At 72.0% G+C, this 18,389-nt stretch carries 28 protein-coding genes and 1 tRNA gene; 12 read left to right on the top strand and 17 right to left on the bottom strand.

Annotated elements, in window-relative coordinates; all coding sequences use genetic code 11:
* Both GA0070616_RS21385 and GA0070616_RS21380 read left to right on the top strand, forming a co-directional pair.
* Window positions 1–2,406, top strand: a complete 2,406-nt coding sequence (locus tag GA0070616_RS21385) for an alkaline phosphatase D family protein (RefSeq protein WP_091086084.1) — start codon at window positions 1–3, stop codon at window positions 2,404–2,406.
* Window positions 2,407–2,409: 3 nt separating this feature from the next.
* The gene (locus tag GA0070616_RS21380; protein WP_091086081.1) at window positions 2,410–3,159 is read left to right on the top strand and encodes a hypothetical protein; all 750 of its coding nucleotides are present in this window, start codon (window positions 2,410–2,412) and stop codon (window positions 3,157–3,159) included.
* On the opposite strand, the gene GA0070616_RS28275 is transcribed toward GA0070616_RS21380, so the two are convergent.
* Window positions 3,156–3,569, bottom strand: coding sequence for a hypothetical protein (locus tag GA0070616_RS28275; RefSeq protein WP_175440153.1), 414 nt, complete (start codon window positions 3,567–3,569; stop codon window positions 3,156–3,158). The genes GA0070616_RS21380 and GA0070616_RS28275 overlap by 4 nt on opposite strands.
* Window positions 3,570–3,666: 97 nt before the next feature.
* Between GA0070616_RS28275 and GA0070616_RS21375 the strand changes: the two genes are divergently transcribed.
* The 4 genes from GA0070616_RS21375 to GA0070616_RS21360 are packed head-to-tail and all read left to right on the top strand — an operon-like array spanning window position 3,667 to window position 5,433.
* Window positions 3,667–4,638 (top strand): peptidoglycan recognition protein family protein, encoded by a 972-nt coding sequence (locus GA0070616_RS21375; RefSeq protein WP_175440152.1) that lies wholly within the window; start codon window positions 3,667–3,669, stop codon window positions 4,636–4,638.
* 6 nt (window positions 4,639–4,644) lie between these two features.
* Entirely contained in the window at window positions 4,645–4,938 is a 294-nt protein-coding gene (locus GA0070616_RS21370; protein WP_091086075.1) for a hypothetical protein, read from the top strand.
* Window positions 4,922–5,125, top strand: a complete 204-nt coding sequence (locus GA0070616_RS21365) for a DUF7620 family protein (protein WP_091086071.1) — start codon at window positions 4,922–4,924, stop codon at window positions 5,123–5,125. Before GA0070616_RS21370 ends, GA0070616_RS21365 begins: the two co-directional genes overlap by 17 nt.
* On the top strand, window positions 5,122–5,433 hold the full coding sequence (locus tag GA0070616_RS21360) for a putative phage holin (RefSeq protein ID WP_091086068.1): 312 nt from the start codon (window positions 5,122–5,124) through the stop codon (window positions 5,431–5,433). Before GA0070616_RS21365 ends, GA0070616_RS21360 begins: the two co-directional genes overlap by 4 nt.
* A gap of 3 nt (window positions 5,434–5,436) precedes the next feature.
* Here the strand turns inward: GA0070616_RS21360 and GA0070616_RS21355 are convergent, their stop codons facing one another.
* Window positions 5,437–5,691 carry a hypothetical protein gene (locus GA0070616_RS21355; RefSeq protein ID WP_091086064.1) on the bottom strand — a complete coding sequence of 85 codons (255 nt, stop codon included), beginning with the start codon at window positions 5,689–5,691 and terminating at the stop codon, window positions 5,437–5,439.
* Window positions 5,692–5,712: 21 nt separating this feature from the next.
* Between GA0070616_RS21355 and GA0070616_RS21350 the strand changes: the two genes are divergently transcribed.
* Window positions 5,713–6,075 carry a hypothetical protein gene (locus GA0070616_RS21350; RefSeq protein ID WP_091086061.1) on the top strand — a complete coding sequence of 121 codons (363 nt, stop codon included), beginning with the start codon at window positions 5,713–5,715 and terminating at the stop codon, window positions 6,073–6,075.
* 108 nt (window positions 6,076–6,183) lie between these two features.
* Here GA0070616_RS21350 and GA0070616_RS21345 read toward each other — a convergent pair whose 3' ends face one another.
* The 12 genes from GA0070616_RS21345 to GA0070616_RS21300 all read right to left on the bottom strand — a co-directional run bounded on the left by GA0070616_RS21345 (window position 6,184) and on the right by GA0070616_RS21300 (window position 12,898).
* Entirely contained in the window at window positions 6,184–6,690 is a 507-nt protein-coding gene (locus GA0070616_RS21345; RefSeq protein WP_091086058.1) for a hypothetical protein, read from the bottom strand.
* A complete protein-coding gene (locus GA0070616_RS21340; protein WP_139128953.1) occupies window positions 6,690–7,277 on the bottom strand; it encodes a hypothetical protein in 588 nt (195 codons plus the stop codon). Before GA0070616_RS21340 ends, GA0070616_RS21345 begins: the two co-directional genes overlap by 1 nt.
* A gap of 2 nt (window positions 7,278–7,279) precedes the next feature.
* On the bottom strand, window positions 7,280–7,543 hold the full coding sequence (locus GA0070616_RS21335) for a hypothetical protein (protein ID WP_139128952.1): 264 nt from the start codon (window positions 7,541–7,543) through the stop codon (window positions 7,280–7,282).
* 76 nt (window positions 7,544–7,619) lie between these two features.
* Window positions 7,620–8,978: a hypothetical protein gene (locus GA0070616_RS21330; protein WP_091086051.1), complete on the bottom strand. Its 1,359-nt coding sequence runs from the start codon at window positions 8,976–8,978 to the stop codon at window positions 7,620–7,622.
* On the bottom strand, window positions 8,975–9,541 hold the full coding sequence (locus tag GA0070616_RS21325; protein WP_091086048.1) for a helix-turn-helix domain-containing protein: 567 nt from the start codon (window positions 9,539–9,541) through the stop codon (window positions 8,975–8,977). Before GA0070616_RS21325 ends, GA0070616_RS21330 begins: the two co-directional genes overlap by 4 nt.
* Complete coding sequence (locus GA0070616_RS21320; protein WP_091086043.1) at window positions 9,538–9,750, bottom strand: hypothetical protein; 213 nt, start codon at window positions 9,748–9,750, stop codon at window positions 9,538–9,540. Before GA0070616_RS21320 ends, GA0070616_RS21325 begins: the two co-directional genes overlap by 4 nt.
* The gene (locus GA0070616_RS28270; protein ID WP_175440151.1) at window positions 9,747–9,896 is read right to left on the bottom strand and encodes a hypothetical protein; all 150 of its coding nucleotides are present in this window, start codon (window positions 9,894–9,896) and stop codon (window positions 9,747–9,749) included. The genes GA0070616_RS21320 and GA0070616_RS28270 overlap by 4 nt, the downstream gene beginning before the upstream one ends.
* 99 nt (window positions 9,897–9,995) lie before the next feature.
* A complete protein-coding gene (locus tag GA0070616_RS28265; protein ID WP_175440150.1) occupies window positions 9,996–10,172 on the bottom strand; it encodes a hypothetical protein in 177 nt (58 codons plus the stop codon).
* Window positions 10,173–10,666: 494 nt separating this feature from the next.
* Complete coding sequence (locus tag GA0070616_RS21315; RefSeq protein ID WP_091086039.1) at window positions 10,667–10,858, bottom strand: DUF397 domain-containing protein; 192 nt, start codon at window positions 10,856–10,858, stop codon at window positions 10,667–10,669.
* Window positions 10,859–11,077: 219 nt separating this feature from the next.
* A complete protein-coding gene (locus tag GA0070616_RS21305; protein WP_091086032.1) occupies window positions 11,078–11,338 on the bottom strand; it encodes a hypothetical protein in 261 nt (86 codons plus the stop codon).
* On the bottom strand, window positions 11,335–11,502 hold the full coding sequence (locus GA0070616_RS28260; RefSeq protein WP_175440149.1) for a hypothetical protein: 168 nt from the start codon (window positions 11,500–11,502) through the stop codon (window positions 11,335–11,337). The genes GA0070616_RS21305 and GA0070616_RS28260 overlap by 4 nt, the downstream gene beginning before the upstream one ends.
* Window positions 11,503–11,662: 160 nt before the next feature.
* Window positions 11,663–12,898, bottom strand: a complete 1,236-nt coding sequence (locus tag GA0070616_RS21300) for a helix-turn-helix domain-containing protein (RefSeq protein WP_091086028.1) — start codon at window positions 12,896–12,898, stop codon at window positions 11,663–11,665.
* A gap of 157 nt (window positions 12,899–13,055) precedes the next feature.
* On the opposite strand from GA0070616_RS21300, the gene GA0070616_RS21295 reads away from it, so the two are divergent.
* Both GA0070616_RS21295 and GA0070616_RS21290 read left to right on the top strand, forming a co-directional pair.
* Window positions 13,056–13,466, top strand: coding sequence for a winged helix-turn-helix domain-containing protein (locus GA0070616_RS21295; RefSeq protein WP_217628217.1), 411 nt, complete (start codon window positions 13,056–13,058; stop codon window positions 13,464–13,466).
* Window positions 13,467–13,599: 133 nt separating this feature from the next.
* Window positions 13,600–14,214 carry a hypothetical protein gene (locus GA0070616_RS21290; protein WP_091086021.1) on the top strand — a complete coding sequence of 205 codons (615 nt, stop codon included), beginning with the start codon at window positions 13,600–13,602 and terminating at the stop codon, window positions 14,212–14,214.
* A gap of 73 nt (window positions 14,215–14,287) precedes the next feature.
* Here the strand turns inward: GA0070616_RS21290 and GA0070616_RS21285 are convergent.
* Together GA0070616_RS21285 and GA0070616_RS21280 are read right to left on the bottom strand one after the other, a co-directional pair.
* A tRNA-Val gene (locus GA0070616_RS21285) sits at window positions 14,288–14,359 on the bottom strand.
* 146 nt (window positions 14,360–14,505) lie between these two features.
* The gene (locus GA0070616_RS21280; RefSeq protein ID WP_091085988.1) at window positions 14,506–15,129 is read right to left on the bottom strand and encodes a TIGR02611 family protein; all 624 of its coding nucleotides are present in this window, start codon (window positions 15,127–15,129) and stop codon (window positions 14,506–14,508) included.
* Window positions 15,130–15,405: 276 nt separating this feature from the next.
* On the opposite strand from GA0070616_RS21280, the gene GA0070616_RS21275 reads away from it, so the two are divergent.
* Window positions 15,406–15,837: an SsgA family sporulation/cell division regulator gene (locus GA0070616_RS21275; protein ID WP_007457244.1), complete on the top strand. Its 432-nt coding sequence runs from the start codon at window positions 15,406–15,408 to the stop codon at window positions 15,835–15,837.
* Between the two features lie 104 nt (window positions 15,838–15,941).
* Here GA0070616_RS21275 and GA0070616_RS21270 read toward each other — a convergent pair whose 3' ends face one another.
* Window positions 15,942–16,718 (bottom strand): glucose 1-dehydrogenase, encoded by a 777-nt coding sequence (locus GA0070616_RS21270; protein WP_091085985.1) that lies wholly within the window; start codon window positions 16,716–16,718, stop codon window positions 15,942–15,944.
* 231 nt (window positions 16,719–16,949) lie between these two features.
* Here GA0070616_RS21270 and GA0070616_RS21265 point away from each other — a divergent pair, with 231 nt between their 5' ends.
* Both GA0070616_RS21265 and GA0070616_RS21260 read left to right on the top strand, forming a co-directional pair.
* Window positions 16,950–17,873 (top strand): helix-turn-helix domain-containing protein, encoded by a 924-nt coding sequence (locus GA0070616_RS21265; RefSeq protein ID WP_091085980.1) that lies wholly within the window; start codon window positions 16,950–16,952, stop codon window positions 17,871–17,873.
* A 7-nt stretch (window positions 17,874–17,880) separates the two neighbouring features.
* On the top strand, window positions 17,881–18,336 hold the full coding sequence (locus GA0070616_RS21260) for an RrF2 family transcriptional regulator (protein ID WP_091085978.1): 456 nt from the start codon (window positions 17,881–17,883) through the stop codon (window positions 18,334–18,336).
* The last annotated feature ends 53 nt before the right edge of the window (window positions 18,337–18,389 follow it).

Genomic DNA, 18,389 nt, shown 5'->3' with positions numbered 1-18,389 from the left:
ATGCCGGTCATCAACGCCTGGGTGGGTGCGGTCACCCCCTCGTCGGCGTGGGTGCGGGCTCGGGTGTCGGGTGTGTCGTCGGTGCGGCTGATCGTCGCCGACAACGCAGGTTTCGGGTCGCCGGCCTACTACGGGCCGGCGGTCCCCACCGCTGAGGGTGTCGTGTCGATCGCCGCCACGGGACTGGCCGCCAGCACGCAGTATTGGTGGCAGCTGGAACTGGACGGAGCGCCGGACGCGCCGACGGGCAGGGTTCGTACCCACCCGCCGTTGGGTGAGCCGGCAACGATCACGTTCGCGGCGATCGGTGACGCGGGCCTGAGTCCGGCGAGTCCGGGTGTCGGTGCGGTCCTCAACAGCAACAAGCAGTCCAACCACCCGGCGTTCGCCAACGTGGACGGCCACGATCCGCTGTTCACCGCGCACCTGGGCGACATGCACTACTACGACTTGGGCAGCGGCAACCACGGCATCACCGGCGGGGCGAGCCTCGCCAACTACCGGCGCGGCTACGACGACGTGCTGCTGCAACCCAACCAGGCGTCGTTGTACCGCAACCGGCAGCTCGTCTACATCTGGGATGACCACGACGGTGGGCCCGCTGACTGGGACACCACCCACGCCAACAAGAGCAACGCGGCGCAGGTGTATCGGGAGCGGGTGCCGCACTACGACCTGCCCGAGTCCGGCGCGATCTACCACTCGTTCCAGGTCGGCCGGGTGCTGTTCGTGGCCACGGACTCCCGCTACTACCGCTCCCCGGCCAGTGACCCCGACACCTCCTCCAAGACGATGCTCGGCCAGGCGCAGAAGGACTGGCTGGCCGGACAGCTCGCCGACTCTGACGCCGAGCTGCTCGTGGTGCTGCACCAGATCCGGTGGGCGCAGCACCCCGCCGAGGGCGTGCAGTCGTGGGGCGGCTACTCGACCGAGCGGGCCGAACTCGTCGAGATGTTCGGCGACTACGGGTGGCTGGACCGGATGCTGATGCTGGGCGCGGACACCCACGCGATGGGCATCGACACCGGCGCGTCGAACCTGTGGGGCGGCTTCCCCATGTTCCTCGTCGCGCCGGTCGACGCCACCCCGTCGCCGTCGAACTTGTCCCAGTTCTACGACCTCGGCTACTCGGCGACGCGCGGTCAGTACGGCCTCGTGACGATCGCCGACATCGGGTCGCAGATCGATGTGACGTGCGCCGGCTACATCAACTCGGTGCGCTGGCGGGCGCACACCTTCACCGTCCTCACCGGGTCGGAGCCGGAGCCACCACCGGACCCGGGTGGGGAGCCGGTCCCACCGCAGACCCCGTCGTCGATCGCCGACCAGGTGCGGTGGCTGGGCTGCGACCTCGTCACCGGTCAGGTCATCGCCGAGCTGCCCGACGTCACCGGCCGCGTCTCCCGCGTCCTCGGCGCCTACACGACCACGTCCCTGTCCATCCCCATCCCGGTCGGCGGCCCGGCCGCGATCGGTGCGGTCGCGGTCGAGGCCACCCAGCCGGGCGTCACGATGGTCGTCGCGGTGGTCAACGACGTCCCCGAGTGGGCCGGCGCGGTAATCAGCCGGCGGGGCGGCACCGATGGGCGGCTGGACCTGTCGTGCGCCACCCTTGAGGCGTACCTGGACCGCCGGTACGTGGGCGCGCACGAGTGGATCCAGGAGGATGAGGCGGTCATCGCCGCCGGCCTCATCGCCGACGCGCAGGTCGACGGCATCGGCCTGGCCGTGGACGCACCGCTGACCGGGGTGTTGCGGGACCGCACGTACACGTCCGACGCTGATGCGACCGTGTACTCGCGGTTGCGGGAGTTGATGGCGGTGGAGGGTGGACCGGAGTGGACGATTGACCTCGACTGGGTCGACTCCACCCGCACCGCCGTATCCAAGATCCTGCGGCTGAGAACCCGCATCGGCGCGGAGGCGTCGAAGCCGCCGGTCTGGACGTCCGGCTGGTCGTCGCAGGGCGCATCGGATGCCCGCTACACCCTGGTCGAGGACTACTCGGATCGGCGCGGCGCCAACCACGTCATCGCCACCAGCAGCGGCGAGGGTGATGCTCGGCCCGAGTCGACGCCGGCCGTGGACATCTTGGCCGGCTGGCCACGCTACGAGTACCGGTACACCCCCTCCACGTCGATCACCGACACCGACACCCTCGACGCGCACGCCGTGGCTGAGCTGGCGCTACGGCGGGATGGGGCGCTCACCTGGCAGATCGATGCCCGCTGGGACGCCTACCCGCGCCTCGGTGTGGACTGGCGGCTGGGTGACGACGTGGGTTGGGAGCTGCGCGGCCACCGCCACCCCGACGGCACCACCGGATCCGGGCGCGTCATCGGCTGGGAGCTGGACATGCAAGCCGGGCGGGTGCGGCCGGTCCTGTGGTCACCAGGAGGGAGCTGAGCGGTGGGTGTGATCGGCGACAACGCGGTCTCGTCCGGCGACATCATGCGGCGGCTCCGTGAGCTGGAAAAGCAGGTCGAACAGCTCAACGCAGCCCGCCGACTGGAATCCGCATCGATCGGGCGCGGCGGCCTCGTCATCAAAGATGGCGGGGCCCTGCGGGTGGTCGATGAGGATGGCCGGTCGATCGCCTGGTTCGGGCTGAACGCGGACACGGGCCAGCGGGGCGTTGTCCTGCGGCGGGCTGGTGGGGCCTTGGCGTTCGCGGCGTATGGCACTGGCGAGGGCGGCGATACCGGCTTCGTGGCTCTGTACGACCTGGCCGGTCAGTACATCGTCACCGACGATGTTGCCTCCGGACGAGGCTTGGCCAGGCCGTACATCCCGGTGCCGATGGGGGAAGTGGCGGTACCCACCGCCACCACCACCTCGTCGACGTTCGTGGACCTGGCATCGGGCCTGTGGCCGGTGCAGCATCCGGCACTGCACGCCTACCTGCTGGTGCGCGCCGATGACGGCTCCACCACCGGTGAGGTACGGCTGACGCTGGACGGCGTGCAGGTGGGCGATGTGCTGTCGGTGACGGCAGGGCAGTACACCTACGCCACCATCGGTCCAGCCCCGACGCCGGGCATCTACCCGTTCGGGTCGCTGCGCACCCTGGCCATGCAAGCTCGCCGGACTGCCGGCAGCGGCAGCATCGGGGTCCGGGTGCTGACGGTCGTCGGCGTGGAGTCGGCGCTTGCGGTCTAGCGGGTGCAGGGAATCTCGGCACCCTGGCCGTCGTAGCAGCGGCGTAGCTGCGGGAACGGCGTAGGCAGCGGGTCGGGCTGAATGTCGGCGGTGCCGGTGCCCGTGGTCCGCCGCGTCGGCGTGGGTACCGGCTCAGTCTCGTCACTGCTGCTGGTGGTGTCCTGCTCGGTCACGGTGGTCCTCCCGCTGGTGGGCTTGGCGGCCGGCGTGCGGGTGGGCAACGGGATGCTCGTCGCGGTGACCGTCGGCTCGGCCGGGGCCGTCTGCTCGACGCCCTCGTCGGACACGGTACGCACCACCACCTCACCCCGGTCCGGCTCCGGAGCGGCCAGCCGCGCCCCGACGAATCCGCCGGCGACGGCGGTGACGGCCAGGCCGGCCACGAGGGCCGCGATGCTGCCGCGTTTCATGAGTGTCCTTCCAGGTCACGGGGATTTCGGGTCGACAGTAGAGGGTCGATGCCCGTCAAGTCCGTGGCCAGTCGTGATCCCGACCGGAGGTATGAGCATGGCTCGACTGACATGGCTGGCCGATGTGCTCCGCGCTGACGGCCTGGCCGTGGCCGAGGTGGCCGGCTGGCGTGCCCTCGGCTCGGCCACCTTCGAGCCGAGGGGTCTGATCTGCCACGCCACCGCCGGCAGCCGCAGCAGCACCGACGCTGGGGAGATCCGGGTTCTGCTGACCGGGTCGACGTCCGCGCCGCCGCCGATCGCGCAGCTGTACCTGTCCCGGTCCGGAGTGTGGCACGTGATCGCGGCTGGCCGCTGCAACCACGCCAAGGTCGGCTGGGCCGGCCCGCTGCGCGGCCTGGGCAACACCAACTTGATCGGCGTCGAGGCCGCCAACGACAACCGCGGCGAGCCGTGGAGCCGGGTGCAGCTCGACTCCTACCAGCGTGGTGTCGCGGCGATCTGCCGGCGCATGGGCTGGGCGGCGTCCCGGGTCGCCGCGCACCGCGAGCACCAGCCGTGGCCGGCACCCGCCGGCGAGACCAGCACCAAGTCAGATCCGCACGGGGTGGACATGGACGCGTTCCGCACGCGTGTGGCCGCCCTGATCGCGGGCACCGACACTGGGGGGTACGACATGTTCTGCAAGAAGGGCGACCGAGGGCCAGCCGTCGAGGCGCTCCAGCGACTCCTCGCCGAGCTGGGCCACTCGCCCGGCCCGATCGACAGCCACTACGGAGACCAGACGGCGGCGGCGCTGTCGGCGGCCCGTGCCGCCGCCGGCAACCAGGTGACCTCCGGCGACAGCTACACCCCTGCGGCGTACGTGACGCTGCAGGTGCTGCTGGCCAAGCGGCACGCCTCCGGTCAGCCCGGCCCGCAGGGCCCGGCTGGACCGGCCGGGCCTGCGGGTCCAGCCGGACCGGCTGGTCCGCAGGGTGAGCCCGGGCCCGCCGGGCCGCCCGGTGCGACCCCGACCCGGATCGCCATCACCGGCGAGGTCATCGCCGCCGTCCCGCACCAGGTGTAGGCGGCGGTGCTGGATGCCCCCCTCGCCGCGCTCGTCGCCCAGGGTGGACCCGTCGGACTGCTCAGCCTCGTCGTCGTGCTGATCCTCCTCGGCCGGCTCATCCCCCGGTCGGTGCTGGAGGACCGCATCCGGGACAAGACGGAGCGGATTGCCTTCCTGGAGGCTGCGCTGGAGACTCGTGACGCCGAACTTCGGGTACGTGGTGATCAGGTCAGCCGGCTGCTCGGCCAGGGCGACATGTCGGTGCAGGTGCTCCAGTCCCTGGCGAGGGAGGCGGGCGGCGATGCGGTGGTGGAGTAGACGCAGTCGGCGGCCGTCGCCGGAGACCATCGACGCGCGCGGCAAGCTGGAGCAGGCACGCCGGTCCCTGGCTGCCGCCCGCGCCGACGACGCAGCGGTCGACAAGGTCACCGAGCGCGTCGACGCGCTGCGTCGCCGCAACCACTTCGGCCCGATGATCAACCGAGCACTGCGGGGGTCGAGATGATCCGTCACGTCGGCACCGCGCTGGCCGTCCTGGGCCTCGCGGCCTGCCTGTACTTCGTGGCCGCATACCAGTGGCTCACTGGCGGCGACTGGCGACACAACCCGGGCGGCCGGCACCTGATGGAGTTCACCGGCACCCTCGGGGTGCTGCTCGGGCTGATCGTGGCGGCGCGACTGTGGCCGGACTACCCGGGCCGCGACCAGGTCACGCTGCTGGTGTTCGGGCTGCTGGTCGGCCAGGTGGTGTGGCGGTCGGTGCTGCTGCACCGGGCCCAGCACGACGACCGGGAGCCCGCCGGCCGCCCGTAGCGGTCAGCCGGCCTCCGGGCCGACGATCTTCCACGTGCCGTACTCACGGCCGGCGGCGTATAGCCGCTCCAGCTCGGCGCGGGCCCCCGCCTCGTCGGGGTAGCGGACGTGCTGGCTGGGCCCGGACGCCGGGTCGGCGAGGTAGATGTCCCACCCGCTGCCGTCCATGCGTTCTTCCAGCCGCACATGAGCTAGCGGGACGTACGGGTCGTCCCCGTACAGCCACCCCGCTTCCCGCATCTGCGGCTGACCAGCCATGACTCAACCCTAGGAGACCTGATGGAGAAGTACGGCAAGGCGCTGGCCGCCATCGCTGGTGCGGTGCTCGTGGCCCTGTACGCCGCGCTCGGCGGCGACAACCGTGTCGACGCGGAGGAAACGGTGCAGGTGGCCATCGCCGCGGCGACGGCGATCGGCGTGTACCTGGTGCCGCTGGCGCCGCAGTACCGGTGGGGCAAGACGGCGGTGGCGGTGGTCCTGGCGGTGCTCCAGGCGCTGGCGACCACGGTGCTGGGCGGCTTGGACGCCGGGGAGTGGATCGTGCTGGTGCTGGCCGGGCTGACGGCGGCCGGTGTGGCGGTGGCCCCGGCGGTGTCCGGCAACGGTGTCGGCTCGCGTTCGCCTGCCGTACCGGCCCGGTAAGATCGTTCGCGCGGTGCTCCCGGTGACGTCCCGGGCGGCACCGACCAGACAACACAGCGCCCCCGCTCTGGCCTCACGGCCGGGCGGGGGCGCTTCTGCGTGTCTGGGCTACTCCTCCCGGGCCGCCCGGGCGTTCCGGATCGCGCGCCTGGCGGTCGAGTCGGACACCCCAAACTCGTCCTGGAGGTGCCGGACCACCTGCATGTAGCTCTTGCCGGCGGCCTCCATCTGGTCGACGACGTCCTCCATCGTGGGCTGCTCCTCGTCGTCGTCCTGGTCGTCGTCGTCGTCCTGGTCGTCGTCGTCGTCCTGGTCGTCGTCGACGTCGTGGTCGACCACGCGGACCCGCCGGCCGCCGACGGTGCGGATGCTGCCCCACCAGCCGGTGTCAGCGTCGGTGTCATCGGTGTCGACACCGCCGCTGACCTGCGGGTTGACACCGACACCGGCCACACCACTACCCGTGGGGGAGGGGGCGTCCCGGCCGCTGTTCCTCCACTCGACGGTGCCGACGATCAGCCCGAACACCACGAGCGCGGCGAGGATGGCGAGAGGGCCACCCCACCCTCGGGACGTCTCGGCGGCAGCGACGGTCATGCTCATGGTCGTGGTCATCAGGCGTCTCCGAACAGCCAGGCGGGCAGGGGCGCGACCAGAGCGGTCACGATGTCGAGGAGGGTGCGGGTGATGTCGCCGACGACCCCGCCGGGCAGGTCCGACATCAGGCCGAGCAGGATCGCCGCGATCCACAGCGGCAGGTTGAGCCGGTACAGCGGCGACGCCCGGAACTGGATCGTCGCGAAGCGGCCCAGCCGCTTGCCGAGCTTGACCGGCAGCATGCAGCCGATCACGTAGATCCACAGCAAACCGACCATCGCGCCGATGAGCAGGTTGATGCTGGCGCCGGCGATGCGGGCTCCGCCGGTGGCGTCGAGCAGTGTCTGGATGATGTCGCGCAGCCGCTCCACCGTCCACTCGTCGAGCGGCGACTCGTTGAAGCCCTCGCGGACCGCCGACACGGCGAGCAGGAACGCGATCCGGTCGCGGATGCTGTTCGGGCCGATGCTCATGTAATCGACGACCAGGGCGAGGAGCAGCACGATGCACACCGCCGTCGGGGACATGAGGTACTCGACGGCCGCCGGGGTGTGCGGGTCGGGCGTGGGTGAGGGCGTGGGTGAGGGTGAGGGTGCGAGCAGCATGGTCACATCCCCGCCCGGTCGATGACCACCGCGCCGGTGGCGACGTCGCACACCTCAAGACGCGGGGCGTCCATCGGTTCGTTGTCGGCGAGGGCCGCGCGGGTGAGCTGCTGGAGGTGCTGGTCGAGGATGCCGTCGATGCCGGGCGCGTCGAGGTCGAGGGTGACGAGGTGTTGGCGGTGGTGCAGTACCTCGTACCGGCCGTCGTAGATCCTGAGCCAGTATCGGCGCGGGCCGGTGGGGCTCGCGGGGTCGTGCGTCATCATGGTGGTCCTGCCTTTCTGAGGTGGGGGCCCGGGGCGCGGCGTGCTGTCCAGGCGTGAGCCGCGCCCCGGGGGCTACTTACTGAGTCGCGGTGCGCCGGTTCTTCTTCCAGCGGTTCGCGGTGGCCTTGCTGACTCCGGCTGCTGCGCCGAGCTCCGGGCCTTTCGGCTCACGGCCCAGATCGCGGGTGAGCCGCTCGTACGCCTCGCGGATCCGGGCGTCGTCGGCCGGCTCACGGCGCGGCGCGGGTCGGCTCACGGTGGTCGGCTCCGGGCTGGCCGGCGGCTGAGCCGGCGCGTCCGGGGCCGGGTCCGGCACCACGGCGGTGACCGTCACCGGGCGGGCCTGCTGGGCGGCGACGGCGCGGCGCACGTGAGCCGGCTCATCGGTGGCGTCGACCACGTCCCACAGCCCGCCCGCCTCAAGGTCGACCAGCCGGGCCGGATCGGTGTGGGCGATCCGGAACCGGGCCGCGCCGGCCGTGATCCGCTCGCGGGCGGCGCGAGCGTCGAGGCGGGCCTTCGCGGCGGCGAGCACCTCGGGGTCGTCGAGGCTCAGCGGCTCAGGCTCACGGTGCGCCGGCTCAACCGGGGCCGGCTCAGCGGCGGCCGGCTCGGCGGTGCGCCCGCGCAGAGCGGCCCACGCGGCGCGGAGCCGACCGGCCGGCGCTGAGCCGGCCCGACGCGCCTCACGCTCGGCGTGGTAGCCGTCCCACGCCCGGCGCGGATCACGCTCGTTGTGCTCGATCGACCAACGCGCCGCCTTCCACGTCCGGATCGGGAACGCCTTGCGCCGCTTCCGGTCGAACACCGCGCCGGTCTCGTCGACCAGATCCTTGCGCAGTAGCTGCACGTGCTGCTGCCGGCGGGTGTGTAGGCCCCACAGCCACGGGGACAGCAGCGACGCCATGCCGGAGCCGACAGCGAACGGGGTGGGCTCCCAGTTCTCGCCGTCGAAGTGGCTGTAGTTCATCGCGGCGACGATGGCGGCGATGCCGTAGGAGCGGCGGCGCATCTCGGCGGCCGTGCCGGTCGCGCCGTTCATCAAGGCGTCGTGGGCGTGCCAGTTGACGTAGAGGCTGATCGACTCGACGGTGGCGGCGTAGATCAGCGCGACGGTGAGCCGGATGGGGGCCGGCAGGCTCTCGGGAGTGCGGGTGAAGGCGTAGGCGGTCTGCCCTCCGACGGCGGCGGTGTTGACGAGCAGCAGCGGCCCGACGGTGCGGGCGGCCTCGGCCCAGCGGCGCAGCCGTGCGATGCGGCGGGCGCGGGCCTTCGCGGCGGCCTTGCGGCGGCGTTTCTCGGCGCGGCGCTGCTCGGCCTGGTCGGCGGCGGCCTGGTCCCGGGCGAACGCCACGGCGAGGCGGCGGCGCTCGTCCTCGGCGCGGGCGGCGGCGGTGATCTCCTCGGCGGTGGGCCGGCGGCGCAGCAGGTTCATCGCACGGCCCCGATCGCCTCGGCCCGGCAGGGGATGCACCGGTGGGCGGGCTGGCCGACGTGGCCGGGTCGGGTGCACCGGTCCCCGCCGGCCGGCGGAGGCAGGGCCGCACCGCGGCGCTCGCCCCAGGCGGTGCCGGGCTTGCTCTTCGGGATCCAGCGACGCCAGTCCCGCGCGCCAGCGCGCTTCCCCTTCAAACCCTCTTCACCACTTCGGGTGTCACCCTGGCTGTCACCCCCGGCGGCCGGTTCTGACACCCCGGTGCCTCCGTTTGTCACCCCCGGGCCCGTGGATGGCACCCCCTCGGTGGGGACGATCAGCCGGTAGACGCGGGTCGCGATGCCGGCGACCTTCCGCCAGGCGAGCCGGCCGAGGGTGATGAGCTTCGCGATGGCCCGCTGGGCGGTGCGCTCGGAGCAGTCGGCGTACTCGGCGATGGTGGCCACGGACGGCCAGGCGTCGCCGGCGGTGTTGGTGTGGGCGGCGATGGCGATGGCGACGGCGCGTTCGTTCTTGCCGAGGCCCCGGGTGGCCAGCATGGCGGCCTTGACTGCCTGGCTCATCGGGCACCACCGGCGTGGCTGTCCTGGGTCGCCTTGTCGGCCGTCTCCCACTGGGCGATCGAGCCCCGGATGAGTTCCACGGCCTGCTCCGGCGTGATCTGGCCCTTGTCGAGCATTCCGAGGACTGCCCCGATGCCGCCTCGGGCACCGGCCGCGTTGGTGGCCAGCTCGGCCCAGAGGTTGTACTGCTCGCGGTAGAAGTCGCTCATCGGGCACCACCGGCAGTGATCAGCGGGGCGCCGGCGGCCGAGCCGAGGGCGGTGCCGGTGAGGATGGCGGTGCGGAGGCCGGAGGCGGGGCCGACGTAGCCGGCGATGAGGCGTCGGTGCGGGGTGGTGTGCGTGCGAGGGCACACGTGCGCGATGATGTGCACGGGTCAGGACTCACTTCCTGATCAAGGGCCCGGAGCACAGGTGTTGGCGCACCTGCCGGGCCCGTCTTCTGTTGTGGGTAATCAGTCCGGCTGCTCGGTGTACTGCCTCAGCAGCCTGGTGACGACGTCGGCGAACTTCTCGCCGCGCTGCTCTGCCTTGGCGCGGGCCGCATCCTGCACGGTCTTCAGCACCCTGACGTTGAGCTGCGGGGTGAGGCCGGTGGCCGGTCGTCCCGGTCGGCGTCTTTCCTCGCTCACGGGGGTAAACGTACGACACTAATGCGGGCGGCGCAAGTCAAGATCGGGGGGTCCGGGCCCGGACCGTCGGTGGCCTGCTGACCGGGGCCGCCCCACCACCGCGCGGGTGTGGCCGGCAGCCCGGAGAGTGGCCGCGCCGACCCGTCCACCGTGCACGACGAAGGCCAGGCCCGGCAACCCGCCGAACCTGGCCCTGTGGACAACCCCGCCCCTGTGGACAGCCACCCGATCAACCCGCAGATGTGCTACCGCCAACCCTGCCCTTCCGTGCGTACGCCGTCCGCTCAGGCGGGTACTCGCCGGCCTGCGCACGCCGGCACAACGGCTGCGGGCAGTCGCAGTACCAGCCCAGCTCCTCCACCGGGATCCGGTCCCCACCGCACTGGTGCGGCAGATCGAGGATGTTGTCCGCGCAGCCCAGGCACTTCGACGCCTTCGCGGCCGAGGCCGGCCCCACCCTGGGAGCCGGCCTCGGTACGTGCTGCGGCGACGGGTCAGAACGTCTGGCCCGCACGGATCGAGCCCTCGAACGCCGACCACTCGTCTGCGGTGAACTCGAGCACCGGCCCGGACGGGTTCTTGCTGTCGCGCACCAGGCGGTCACCGGCGGGCGTGGCGGACACCTCCACGCAGTTGGGGCTGGAGTTGTCGCACCGCATCGGCCGCTTCCAGGTCCGCTGCTCCATCAGGTTGCTCCTCTCGTGCGCCGACCACGGGTTGCGGCCGGTCATCGGTGGGGGGTGGTCCGAGGTGGTACAGGTCGTGGGCGATCAGCTCGGTGAACGCCTCCACCCACGGCCGGCAGCGTCGGGTGCCGCAGTGTGGACATGACCGGCTGGCCCGGGGACGGTGCTCCCGCAGGGTCCGCCACCAGGCGTGCGTCTCGGCGGGGGTGGGCGCCAGGATCATCGGGTGCCGGCCGCGACGGCGGCGAGGACGTCGACGGACACCAGCACTTCCCAGCACCACGGCGCGGTGCAGTCGGCGGTGGGCCACGAGCAGTCGATGCCGTGGGCGCGCACCCACGCGAACCGGGAGTCGTCGGGGTTGTCGTGCACGGACACGACCTTGAGGTCGTGGCACGTCTGCCCCTCTATGCCGGGGGTGGGCTGCCACTCGTGAGGGCGCACGGACACCCGGGTGCCGGGCGTGATGTCGATGCTCACCGCGCGGTCCCGCCGTAGCGGTGCTCAGCGGCACGGGCGTGGGCGAGTATCAGGGCCTTGGCGGCTGTCGCCTCCCGGTCCTGGATCCGCTGCGCGGTGCCCGGCGGGACAGGCGGCGCGGGCCGGCGGGTGAGCCAGCGCAGCGCGGCACGGATGGTGCGCATGGTGGTGTCGCCTCCCTCCAAGGGGGGCGTCCCGGCCGCACGCCGTGTGCGGCGAGTGACGACGCCCTGACCTCAGAGTCGCGGGAGTGAAGTCAGGTACCCAGGTACCTCACGTACCACCATCACCAGACGGTCGCGACTGTCGTACGTTACGTACCAGTCAGGGGGTGCACCCCACCAGTGCGGCCAGCTCCGCCAGCTCCGACGACATCGCCCGCCGGCGGCCGTCCGCGATGGACCGCACGATCTCCCGTGCGTACCGCTGCTGCCGCAGCCACGCCGGAGCCCGGTCCCGCAACTCCAGCAGCACGCCGGTCGCGTCCGCGTACTGGCCCAGCTCTACGTGCGACCACGCCACGTCCAGGCGGTGCCGCTGCCGCGACGACGGGGTGACCTGCGGCGAGCGGTGCACCTCCTGCGCCAGGGCGAGCGCCTGGTCGGGCTGGCCGGCGATCACCGCCGCCTCGACCCGCATGAGGTGCACGCCCTCGGTCGAGAAGTCGTTGCCCATGACGTCGGCGTTGGGGTTCGGTCGGCCGCCGAGCCGGTGCGCGCCGGCCGCCGCCAGGTCCAGCATGTCGCGGGCGTCGTCGTGCCGGGCGTCGCGCACCGCCGCCGAGGCCGCCTTCATGAGTAGGAACCCCCACGAGGCCAGCTCGGCCGGCGACGCCGCGGACAGCCGCGGCTCCACCTGCTCGGCGGTCCGCACCGCCAGGGCCTCGGCCTCAGCGAAGCGGGCCTGACGCAGCAGCAGCCAGCACATCGGTGCGACGGCCGCAGCGCCCACCACCTGGTCGCCGCTGCGGCGCGCGTGATCGAGCGCCTGGGTGATGGCGACGTGCGCGAGGTCGACCTGCCGCAGCTGGATCAGCAGCCGCCCGACGAGCTGGTGGGCCTGCGAGGCCAGGGCGTATGCGGCCAGCTGCGCGTCGCCGTCGGTGGCGTCGACGAGGGCGCGGGCGTCGGCGAGCAGGCTGGGGACGAGGGTGATGGCGGCGGCGTAGTCGTTGGCGTGGTAGATGGTGTTCGCGGCGAGCACGGAGCGGCGCACCCGGTTGACGGTGGGCGGCTCGGCTGCGGTGGTGGCGGCGACCGGCTGTCCGTCGAGACCAGCGACGGGAGTGAGGGCACGCCGGACGCCGACGAGGCCGATCGGTGCGGCGTCGGGCTCGCGCCGGTCGACGGCCTGGGCGGCGTTGCCCATCAGCGCGGTGGTGGGCACGCCGAGCGCGCCGGCAAGGGACTTGAGCGTGGACATGCGGGCGGACGTGCGCTCCCCCTGCTCCAGCTTGCGGACGGTCTCCACGGACACACCAGCACGGTCGGCGAGTTGCTCCTGCGTGAGGGTGGACTGGCGGCGGATGCGGGCGAGGTGCTCGCCGATGGTCGGCTCCATGACGTCTCCCAGGTAGAGGGCTGGGCGGCGGCCCTGCCGGCCTCTACCCCGGCGGGCCGCCACTTCGGACGGTAACGCAAGGGTCAACGAAAAGCATCGGATACAGGTACTCGGGTACCTGTCCGGACAGGTCGAGATTGCTGTCTACCCTCCGCCCGTGGTGTACCCGGGGCAGGACCCTGTCGGCCGCAACGAGCTGGCCGCGATCCTGCGTGCCCGGATTACGTCTGAGCAGCTCAAGCCCGGCGACCGGCTACCGTCGGAGCGGCAGCTGTCCCAGGAGTACGGCGTCAGCCTGGTCACCGCTCGCGCGGCGGTGCAGCTGCTGCGCAGCGAGGGCCTGGCCGAGGCGGTCCGGGGCCGGGGTGTGGTGGTGCGGGTGCCGGTGGAGCCGGAGACGGTGTGGGTGGAGCCGGGCGAGTGGGTGTCGGCCCGGCAGCCGACACCGGAGGAGCGTCGGGTGTACGCGGTGCCGGAGGGTGTGCCGCTGCTGGTGGTCATCCATCCGGACGGGCTCATGGACCTGTATCCGGCGCACCGCTACCGCATGACATTCCGTCTACCCTGATGGGCCGTTCGGGCAGCTCGGAGGCCCGGAAGGTGAACGGCATGTTAACCGTTGCTCACTCAAGTTTCACTATCTGCGCATAGCGGCGAGTCACCATTGCCTCACGTCGCGTCCCATCCGTGAAACTTCCACGATGACAGTTCACAGGGGGACCACCAGCGACATCGAAGAGGACAGAGAACCGGCCGGCAGCAACGGCGCCGCACAGACCGTATTCATCATCATCGGCACGATCGCCGCAACCGGAGCGGGCGTGGCCTGCCTGTTCGACTCCACGACCCACATCGACCTGCCCCACGGCCTGTACGCCATCCTCGGTGCAGCGCTCGGCATCGGCGGCTGCGGCTGGACGACCTGCCACGTAGCCGACCGCGCCGAGGCGCGTGTGCACCGGGACTTGGGCGTGACGGTGCACCAGGTGCGCGAGGACCTGGCGGCGACGAACCGGAGGCTGGCGGAGCTGACCAGCTTCCTGGAGTCGCACGTCCGCTCGGCGTCGCGCACCTACTCCCCACCGCACCGGGCGACCGGCCACATGTACGCGTCGGCATCGAGTCAGGGTGCGACGGTGGGCATCCTGGCGACCACTGTGGACGCGGCGACCGACCCAGCCGTCGCCGCGGTGCGCAGGGCACGGGAGGACGGTATCGAGCAGGGGTTCGAGATCGGCTATCAGGCGCGGCTGGCGGATGTCGGGGTGACGCCGTTGGGACCGGCCCGTGCGCGGCGACTCACCGGCGACTCATGATCTCCGTCGGCGGTTAGTGGAAAGGCCGGTCGGGGACTCCCCCAACCGGCCTTTCAACTGCTGTTTCTTTACGTGGGCGATACTGGGATCGAACCAGTGACCTCTTCGGTGTGAACGAAGCGCTCTCCCGCTGAGCTAATCGCCCTCAGCGCCGCTGACTCTACCCGATCGCGGCACCGGACCAAAAATCCGGGTCCGCGTGCCGCCGACAGCGGAGCGTCGACCATCGGACAACGGGCCGGCCGCGACCCGACGGCTGACACACCCCGGCCGGCGATCAGTCCGGCGGCATCACGTCGTCGCCAGGTAGCGCAGGAACTGTGCGACCAGGTCGATGCCGAGGCTGTACTTCAGCGAGAGCCACACCACCACGCTGACGAACACCATGCCGACCGCACCGAGCACTAACCGCACGGAAAGCGACCGCTCCTTCACCCACTGCGTCCAACTCTGGACGTGTCGACGGGTGAAGGCGAGCAGGCGCCTGGCCCAGTGGAACTCGACGGCCCACACGCCGAGGCCGGCGATGACGAGCAGCCAGCCGGGGCCGGGCAACGGAATGAGGGCGACGCCGACGGTCACGACGAGAGCGCCGACGACCGCGACGACGACCTTCAACGCGACCCGCCCCGTGGGGTTGGCCCGGATCAGGGCGAGAGTGGTGGAGATGCGCTGCCGCCAACGGGACGGCTCACGGCGGTCGGCGACGGCGAGACTGCCCGGCTCGGCCTCGGTGGCCGTCGGGCCGTTCACTGTCGGGCCACTCCCCCGTCGGCCGGTCGGCCGTCCGGTTCGACCACGTTCGCCGCGTTGCTCGTTCGGCACCCCGTACCCCCGCTTTTCGGCCGTTTGTGCCGCGACGTTCGACCGGCGTGGCCTCGCCTTGGGATCCAATGAGGATCGCTTCGTGACCATTTCACCCCCCAGTGTCTCCCCGGCCCGTCACTGCAACGGCCGACTGGACGTTACCGGAGTAAGTCGACGACTGAAGCACACCCGATGCCGGGCGGCACCGAGGCACTGGGCAAAACCGGAAATCCTACATGAATTCTCACATTCATGCGGTAGTTCCGAATCCCTTCCCTCCACTGGGTGAAGTCAGCGTATGGCGGAGCGTAGCCAGAGGTAGCACCTGAGTATGGGAAAAGCGGGACACGCGCGTTCCGCAGCGGTGCCGGGGGGAGAACGTCCATGAGTGTCATCCGACCGACGACCGTAGAGGTCGAGACGTCGCTAAGGCTCGTCGCACCTGACGCCACCGCCTTGCCGGTGCGTGCCAGTCTGCGCTACGACCCTGCTGACCCGTATGCGGTCCATGTCCTGTTCCACGCCGAATCCGCCGGGGGCGAGGCCGTCAGCTGGTCCTTCGCCCGGGAGTTGCTGGTCACCGGTCTCGACGAGCCGGCCGGCATCGGGGACGTCCGGGTCTGGCCCTGGGCCACCCCGCGTGGCGACTTCGTCGCCCTGGCGCTGTCGTCGCCCGACGGCAACGCCCTGTTCGAGGTGCCGCGCAGCGTCCTGGTGCGCTTCCTGCGCCGCACCTACGTCGTCGTCCCGCGTGGCCGCGAGGCCGAGCATCTGGACGTCGACACCGCGGTGAACCGGTTGTTGGCCGGTCGCTGAACAGACCGGAGTCCGGCAACGCCGGGGCCGCGCGGATCTGCCGAGTCCGCGCGGCTCCGACGCACCAGGGGGTACGCGGGCAGCCCTCACCGGCAGGGCGGTGCTCAGCCGTGCGTGGTGATACCCCCGTCGACCGGGATCACCGCACCGGTCAGGTACGACCCGGCGCGCGACGACAGGAAGATCGCGGTGCCCGCCATGTCCTCGGGCCGACCGATGCGCCCCAGCGGCACCTGCCCCTCGATGGCGGCCCGGGAGGCCGGGTCGTTGAGCGCGAACGCCATCATCTTGCTCTCGAACGGCCCCGGGGCGATCGCGTTGACGGTGATCTGGTCGCCGGCGAGCTGGTGGGCGAGGCTGCGGGTCAGCATGTGCACGGCCGCCTTCGTCGCCGAGTACGCGTAGACCTCCATGAAGGGCACCCGCAGCCCGTCGATCGAGCCGATGTTGATCACACGGGCGGGGTCTTCGGGGCCGGCGGCGGCGCGCAGGGCGGGCAGCAGTGCGGTGGTGAGCCGGAACACCGCCTTGACGTTGACCGCCCACAACTTGTCGAACGCCGCCTCCGGGTATTCCTCCAGCGGCGCGCCCCACGTGGCACCGGCGTTGTTGACCAGGACGTCCAGTTTCTCGACGCGCTCGCGGACGGCGGCGGCGAGCCCTTCGGCGCCGGCGTCGTGGCCGAGGTCGGCGGGGATCGCCTCGCAGCGCCCCTCGGCGGACAGTTCCCCGGCCACCCGTTCACACACGTCGGCCTTCCGGGACGAGATGATCACATGCGCGCCGGCCCGGACGAAGCCCTGGGCGATCATCAGCCCGATACCCCGGGACCCTCCGGTGACCAGGACCGTCTTGCCTTGCACCGAGAACAGATCCGTCATGTCCATCCCATCGCCAGTCGCGTGCCGCCGCGACCGGTCACGGTGGCCGCAAGCGCGGCGGGTGGCCGCGGTCGTGCCGTGACCGGACGGCGCTACCGATCGGTAACGTAACCGCCGGCCCGCACCCCGACAAGCCCGCCACCCCGTACCGGCGCAGGTCGCCGGCGGCACCGGGGATGCGGACGGGCATGGCCGGGATGCGGACGGGCTGGTCACGGGCTACGGTCGAAGATGATGGTCTCTTCCGGTCAGCTTGCCCCGGCCCCACCCGGATCCGCCGCCCCAGAGCCGCCCGAGATCGACCCGGTGCCACCCGAGATCGACACGGTCACGCTCGGTGAACTGGCGTCCGTCCCCGGGTGGCGCCGACCGGTCCTGCTGGACCGGGACATGCTGGTGCTGACCACAGGCGGACACGGCACCGCCGAGGTCGACTTCCGCGTGCTGCGCTGCCGACCGGGCACGCTGCTGCGGGTCCGGTCGGGGCAGGTGCTGCGGTGCGCCGGCCCGCAGTTCGACGCGACCGTGGTGCGCTGGACCACGTCCGCGCTGGGCGGGCTCGACGTCGACCTCGACGCGGTCCCCACCTGGATGCAGCTCGCCGGGGAGGACGAGGACGCGGTGATCAGCGAGGTCAGCCAGCTGTCCGTGGACGCGCACCGGCACCGGGGCACCCCGGCCGCGCGGGGCCTGCTGCGGCACCAGCTCGCGGTGCTGCTGCTGCGCCTGGCGCTGCTGCCGACCGACCGGACGGGGCCGGCCCGGCCCGAGGCGGAGACCTTCCGCCGGCTGTGCCGCGAGGTGGAACGCGCCTACCGGCACACCCGCCGGGTCGAGGACTACGCCGACCGGCTGGGCTGTTCGGTGCGTACCCTCACCCGGGCCTGCCTGGCGATGACCGGGCGCAGTGCGAAGCAGGTCGTCGACGAGCGGGTCGCGTTGCAGGCGGGGCGGCTGCTCGCGGCGACCGACGAACCGATCGCCCAGATCGGCCGCCAGCTCGGCTTCACCGAGCCGACCAACTTCGGGCGGTTCTTCAGCCGCGAGGTCGGCGTGAGCCCGGGGGCCTTCCGCGCCGCCCGGGACCGGCCGGCACCCGCCCCGGTGGTGCGGCCCCGCTCGGCCGTGCGGCCGATCGACGTCGACCGGGCATGATGACGGGGTGCAGATCTCCGCGCGCGGCGACTACGCGGTACGAGCGGCGCTGAGCCTGGCCGTCGCGTACCCCGCCCTGCTGTCCACCCAGGTCATCGCGGCGGAGCAGGACATGCCGCGCAAGTTCCTGGAGGCGATCCTCGCCGATCTGCGCCGGGCCGGCATCGTCCGGGCCCAGCGGGGCGCCGAGGGCGGCTATGCCCTGGCCCGGCCGCCCCGGGAGGTGACCGTCGGGTCGGTGCTGCGCGCGGTGGAGGGTCCACTCGCGGGGGTGCGCGGGCTGCGCCCCGAGGAGACCCGGTACGTCGGTGCCGCCGAGAACCTGCCCGGCCTGTGGGTGGCGGTACGCGCGGCGGTGCGCCGGGTGGTCGACGAGGTCAGCCTCGCGGAGATCATCGCCGGCCGGTTGCCCGCGCACGTGCGGAAGCTGACCGCCCTTCCTGACGCCTGGGAGTCCCGCTGACAGTGGGACGGTCCAGCCCGGACCTGGGCAAGGTTTCGCGAATTGACGGTCCG

The organism is Micromonospora nigra (genome assembly GCF_900091585.1).
In the GTDB taxonomy this organism is placed as follows: Bacteria; Actinomycetota; Actinomycetes; order Mycobacteriales; family Micromonosporaceae; genus Micromonospora; species Micromonospora nigra.
Note: the sequence above shows the minus strand (reverse complement) of the source record. Positions and strands in the feature narration are given on the sequence as shown.

Bases quoted from the DNA above. Each gene is read 5' to 3' on its own strand.
- GA0070616_RS21385 (WP_091086084.1), top strand. From the start codon at position 1: ATGCCGGTCATCAACGCCTGGGTGGGTGCGGTCACCCCCTCGTCGGCG.
- GA0070616_RS28275 (WP_175440153.1), bottom strand. From the start codon at position 3,569: ATGAAACGCGGCAGCATCGCGGCCCTCGTGGCCGGCCTGGCCGTCACC.
- GA0070616_RS21375 (WP_175440152.1), top strand. From the start codon at position 3,667: ATGGCTCGACTGACATGGCTGGCCGATGTGCTCCGCGCTGACGGCCTG.
- GA0070616_RS21365 (WP_091086071.1), top strand. From the start codon at position 4,922: ATGCGGTGGTGGAGTAGACGCAGTCGGCGGCCGTCGCCGGAGACCATC.
- GA0070616_RS21360 (WP_091086068.1), top strand. From the start codon at position 5,122: ATGATCCGTCACGTCGGCACCGCGCTGGCCGTCCTGGGCCTCGCGGCC.
- GA0070616_RS21355 (WP_091086064.1), bottom strand. From the start codon at position 5,691: ATGGCTGGTCAGCCGCAGATGCGGGAAGCGGGGTGGCTGTACGGGGAC.
- GA0070616_RS21350 (WP_091086061.1), top strand. From the start codon at position 5,713: ATGGAGAAGTACGGCAAGGCGCTGGCCGCCATCGCTGGTGCGGTGCTC.
- GA0070616_RS21345 (WP_091086058.1), bottom strand. From the start codon at position 6,690: ATGACCACGACCATGAGCATGACCGTCGCTGCCGCCGAGACGTCCCGA.
- GA0070616_RS21340 (WP_139128953.1), bottom strand. From the start codon at position 7,277: ATGCTGCTCGCACCCTCACCCTCACCCACGCCCTCACCCACGCCCGAC.
- GA0070616_RS21335 (WP_139128952.1), bottom strand. From the start codon at position 7,543: ATGATGACGCACGACCCCGCGAGCCCCACCGGCCCGCGCCGATACTGG.
- GA0070616_RS21330 (WP_091086051.1), bottom strand. From the start codon at position 8,978: ATGAACCTGCTGCGCCGCCGGCCCACCGCCGAGGAGATCACCGCCGCC.
- GA0070616_RS21325 (WP_091086048.1), bottom strand. From the start codon at position 9,541: ATGAGCCAGGCAGTCAAGGCCGCCATGCTGGCCACCCGGGGCCTCGGC.
- GA0070616_RS21320 (WP_091086043.1), bottom strand. From the start codon at position 9,750: ATGAGCGACTTCTACCGCGAGCAGTACAACCTCTGGGCCGAGCTGGCC.
- GA0070616_RS21315 (WP_091086039.1), bottom strand. From the start codon at position 10,858: ATGGAGCAGCGGACCTGGAAGCGGCCGATGCGGTGCGACAACTCCAGC.
- GA0070616_RS28260 (WP_175440149.1), bottom strand. From the start codon at position 11,502: ATGCGCACCATCCGTGCCGCGCTGCGCTGGCTCACCCGCCGGCCCGCG.
- GA0070616_RS21300 (WP_091086028.1), bottom strand. From the start codon at position 12,898: ATGGAGCCGACCATCGGCGAGCACCTCGCCCGCATCCGCCGCCAGTCC.
- GA0070616_RS21290 (WP_091086021.1), top strand. From the start codon at position 13,600: ATGACAGTTCACAGGGGGACCACCAGCGACATCGAAGAGGACAGAGAA.
- GA0070616_RS21280 (WP_091085988.1), bottom strand. From the start codon at position 15,129: ATGGTCACGAAGCGATCCTCATTGGATCCCAAGGCGAGGCCACGCCGG.
- GA0070616_RS21275 (WP_007457244.1), top strand. From the start codon at position 15,406: ATGAGTGTCATCCGACCGACGACCGTAGAGGTCGAGACGTCGCTAAGG.
- GA0070616_RS21270 (WP_091085985.1), bottom strand. From the start codon at position 16,718: ATGACGGATCTGTTCTCGGTGCAAGGCAAGACGGTCCTGGTCACCGGA.
- GA0070616_RS21265 (WP_091085980.1), top strand. From the start codon at position 16,950: ATGATGGTCTCTTCCGGTCAGCTTGCCCCGGCCCCACCCGGATCCGCC.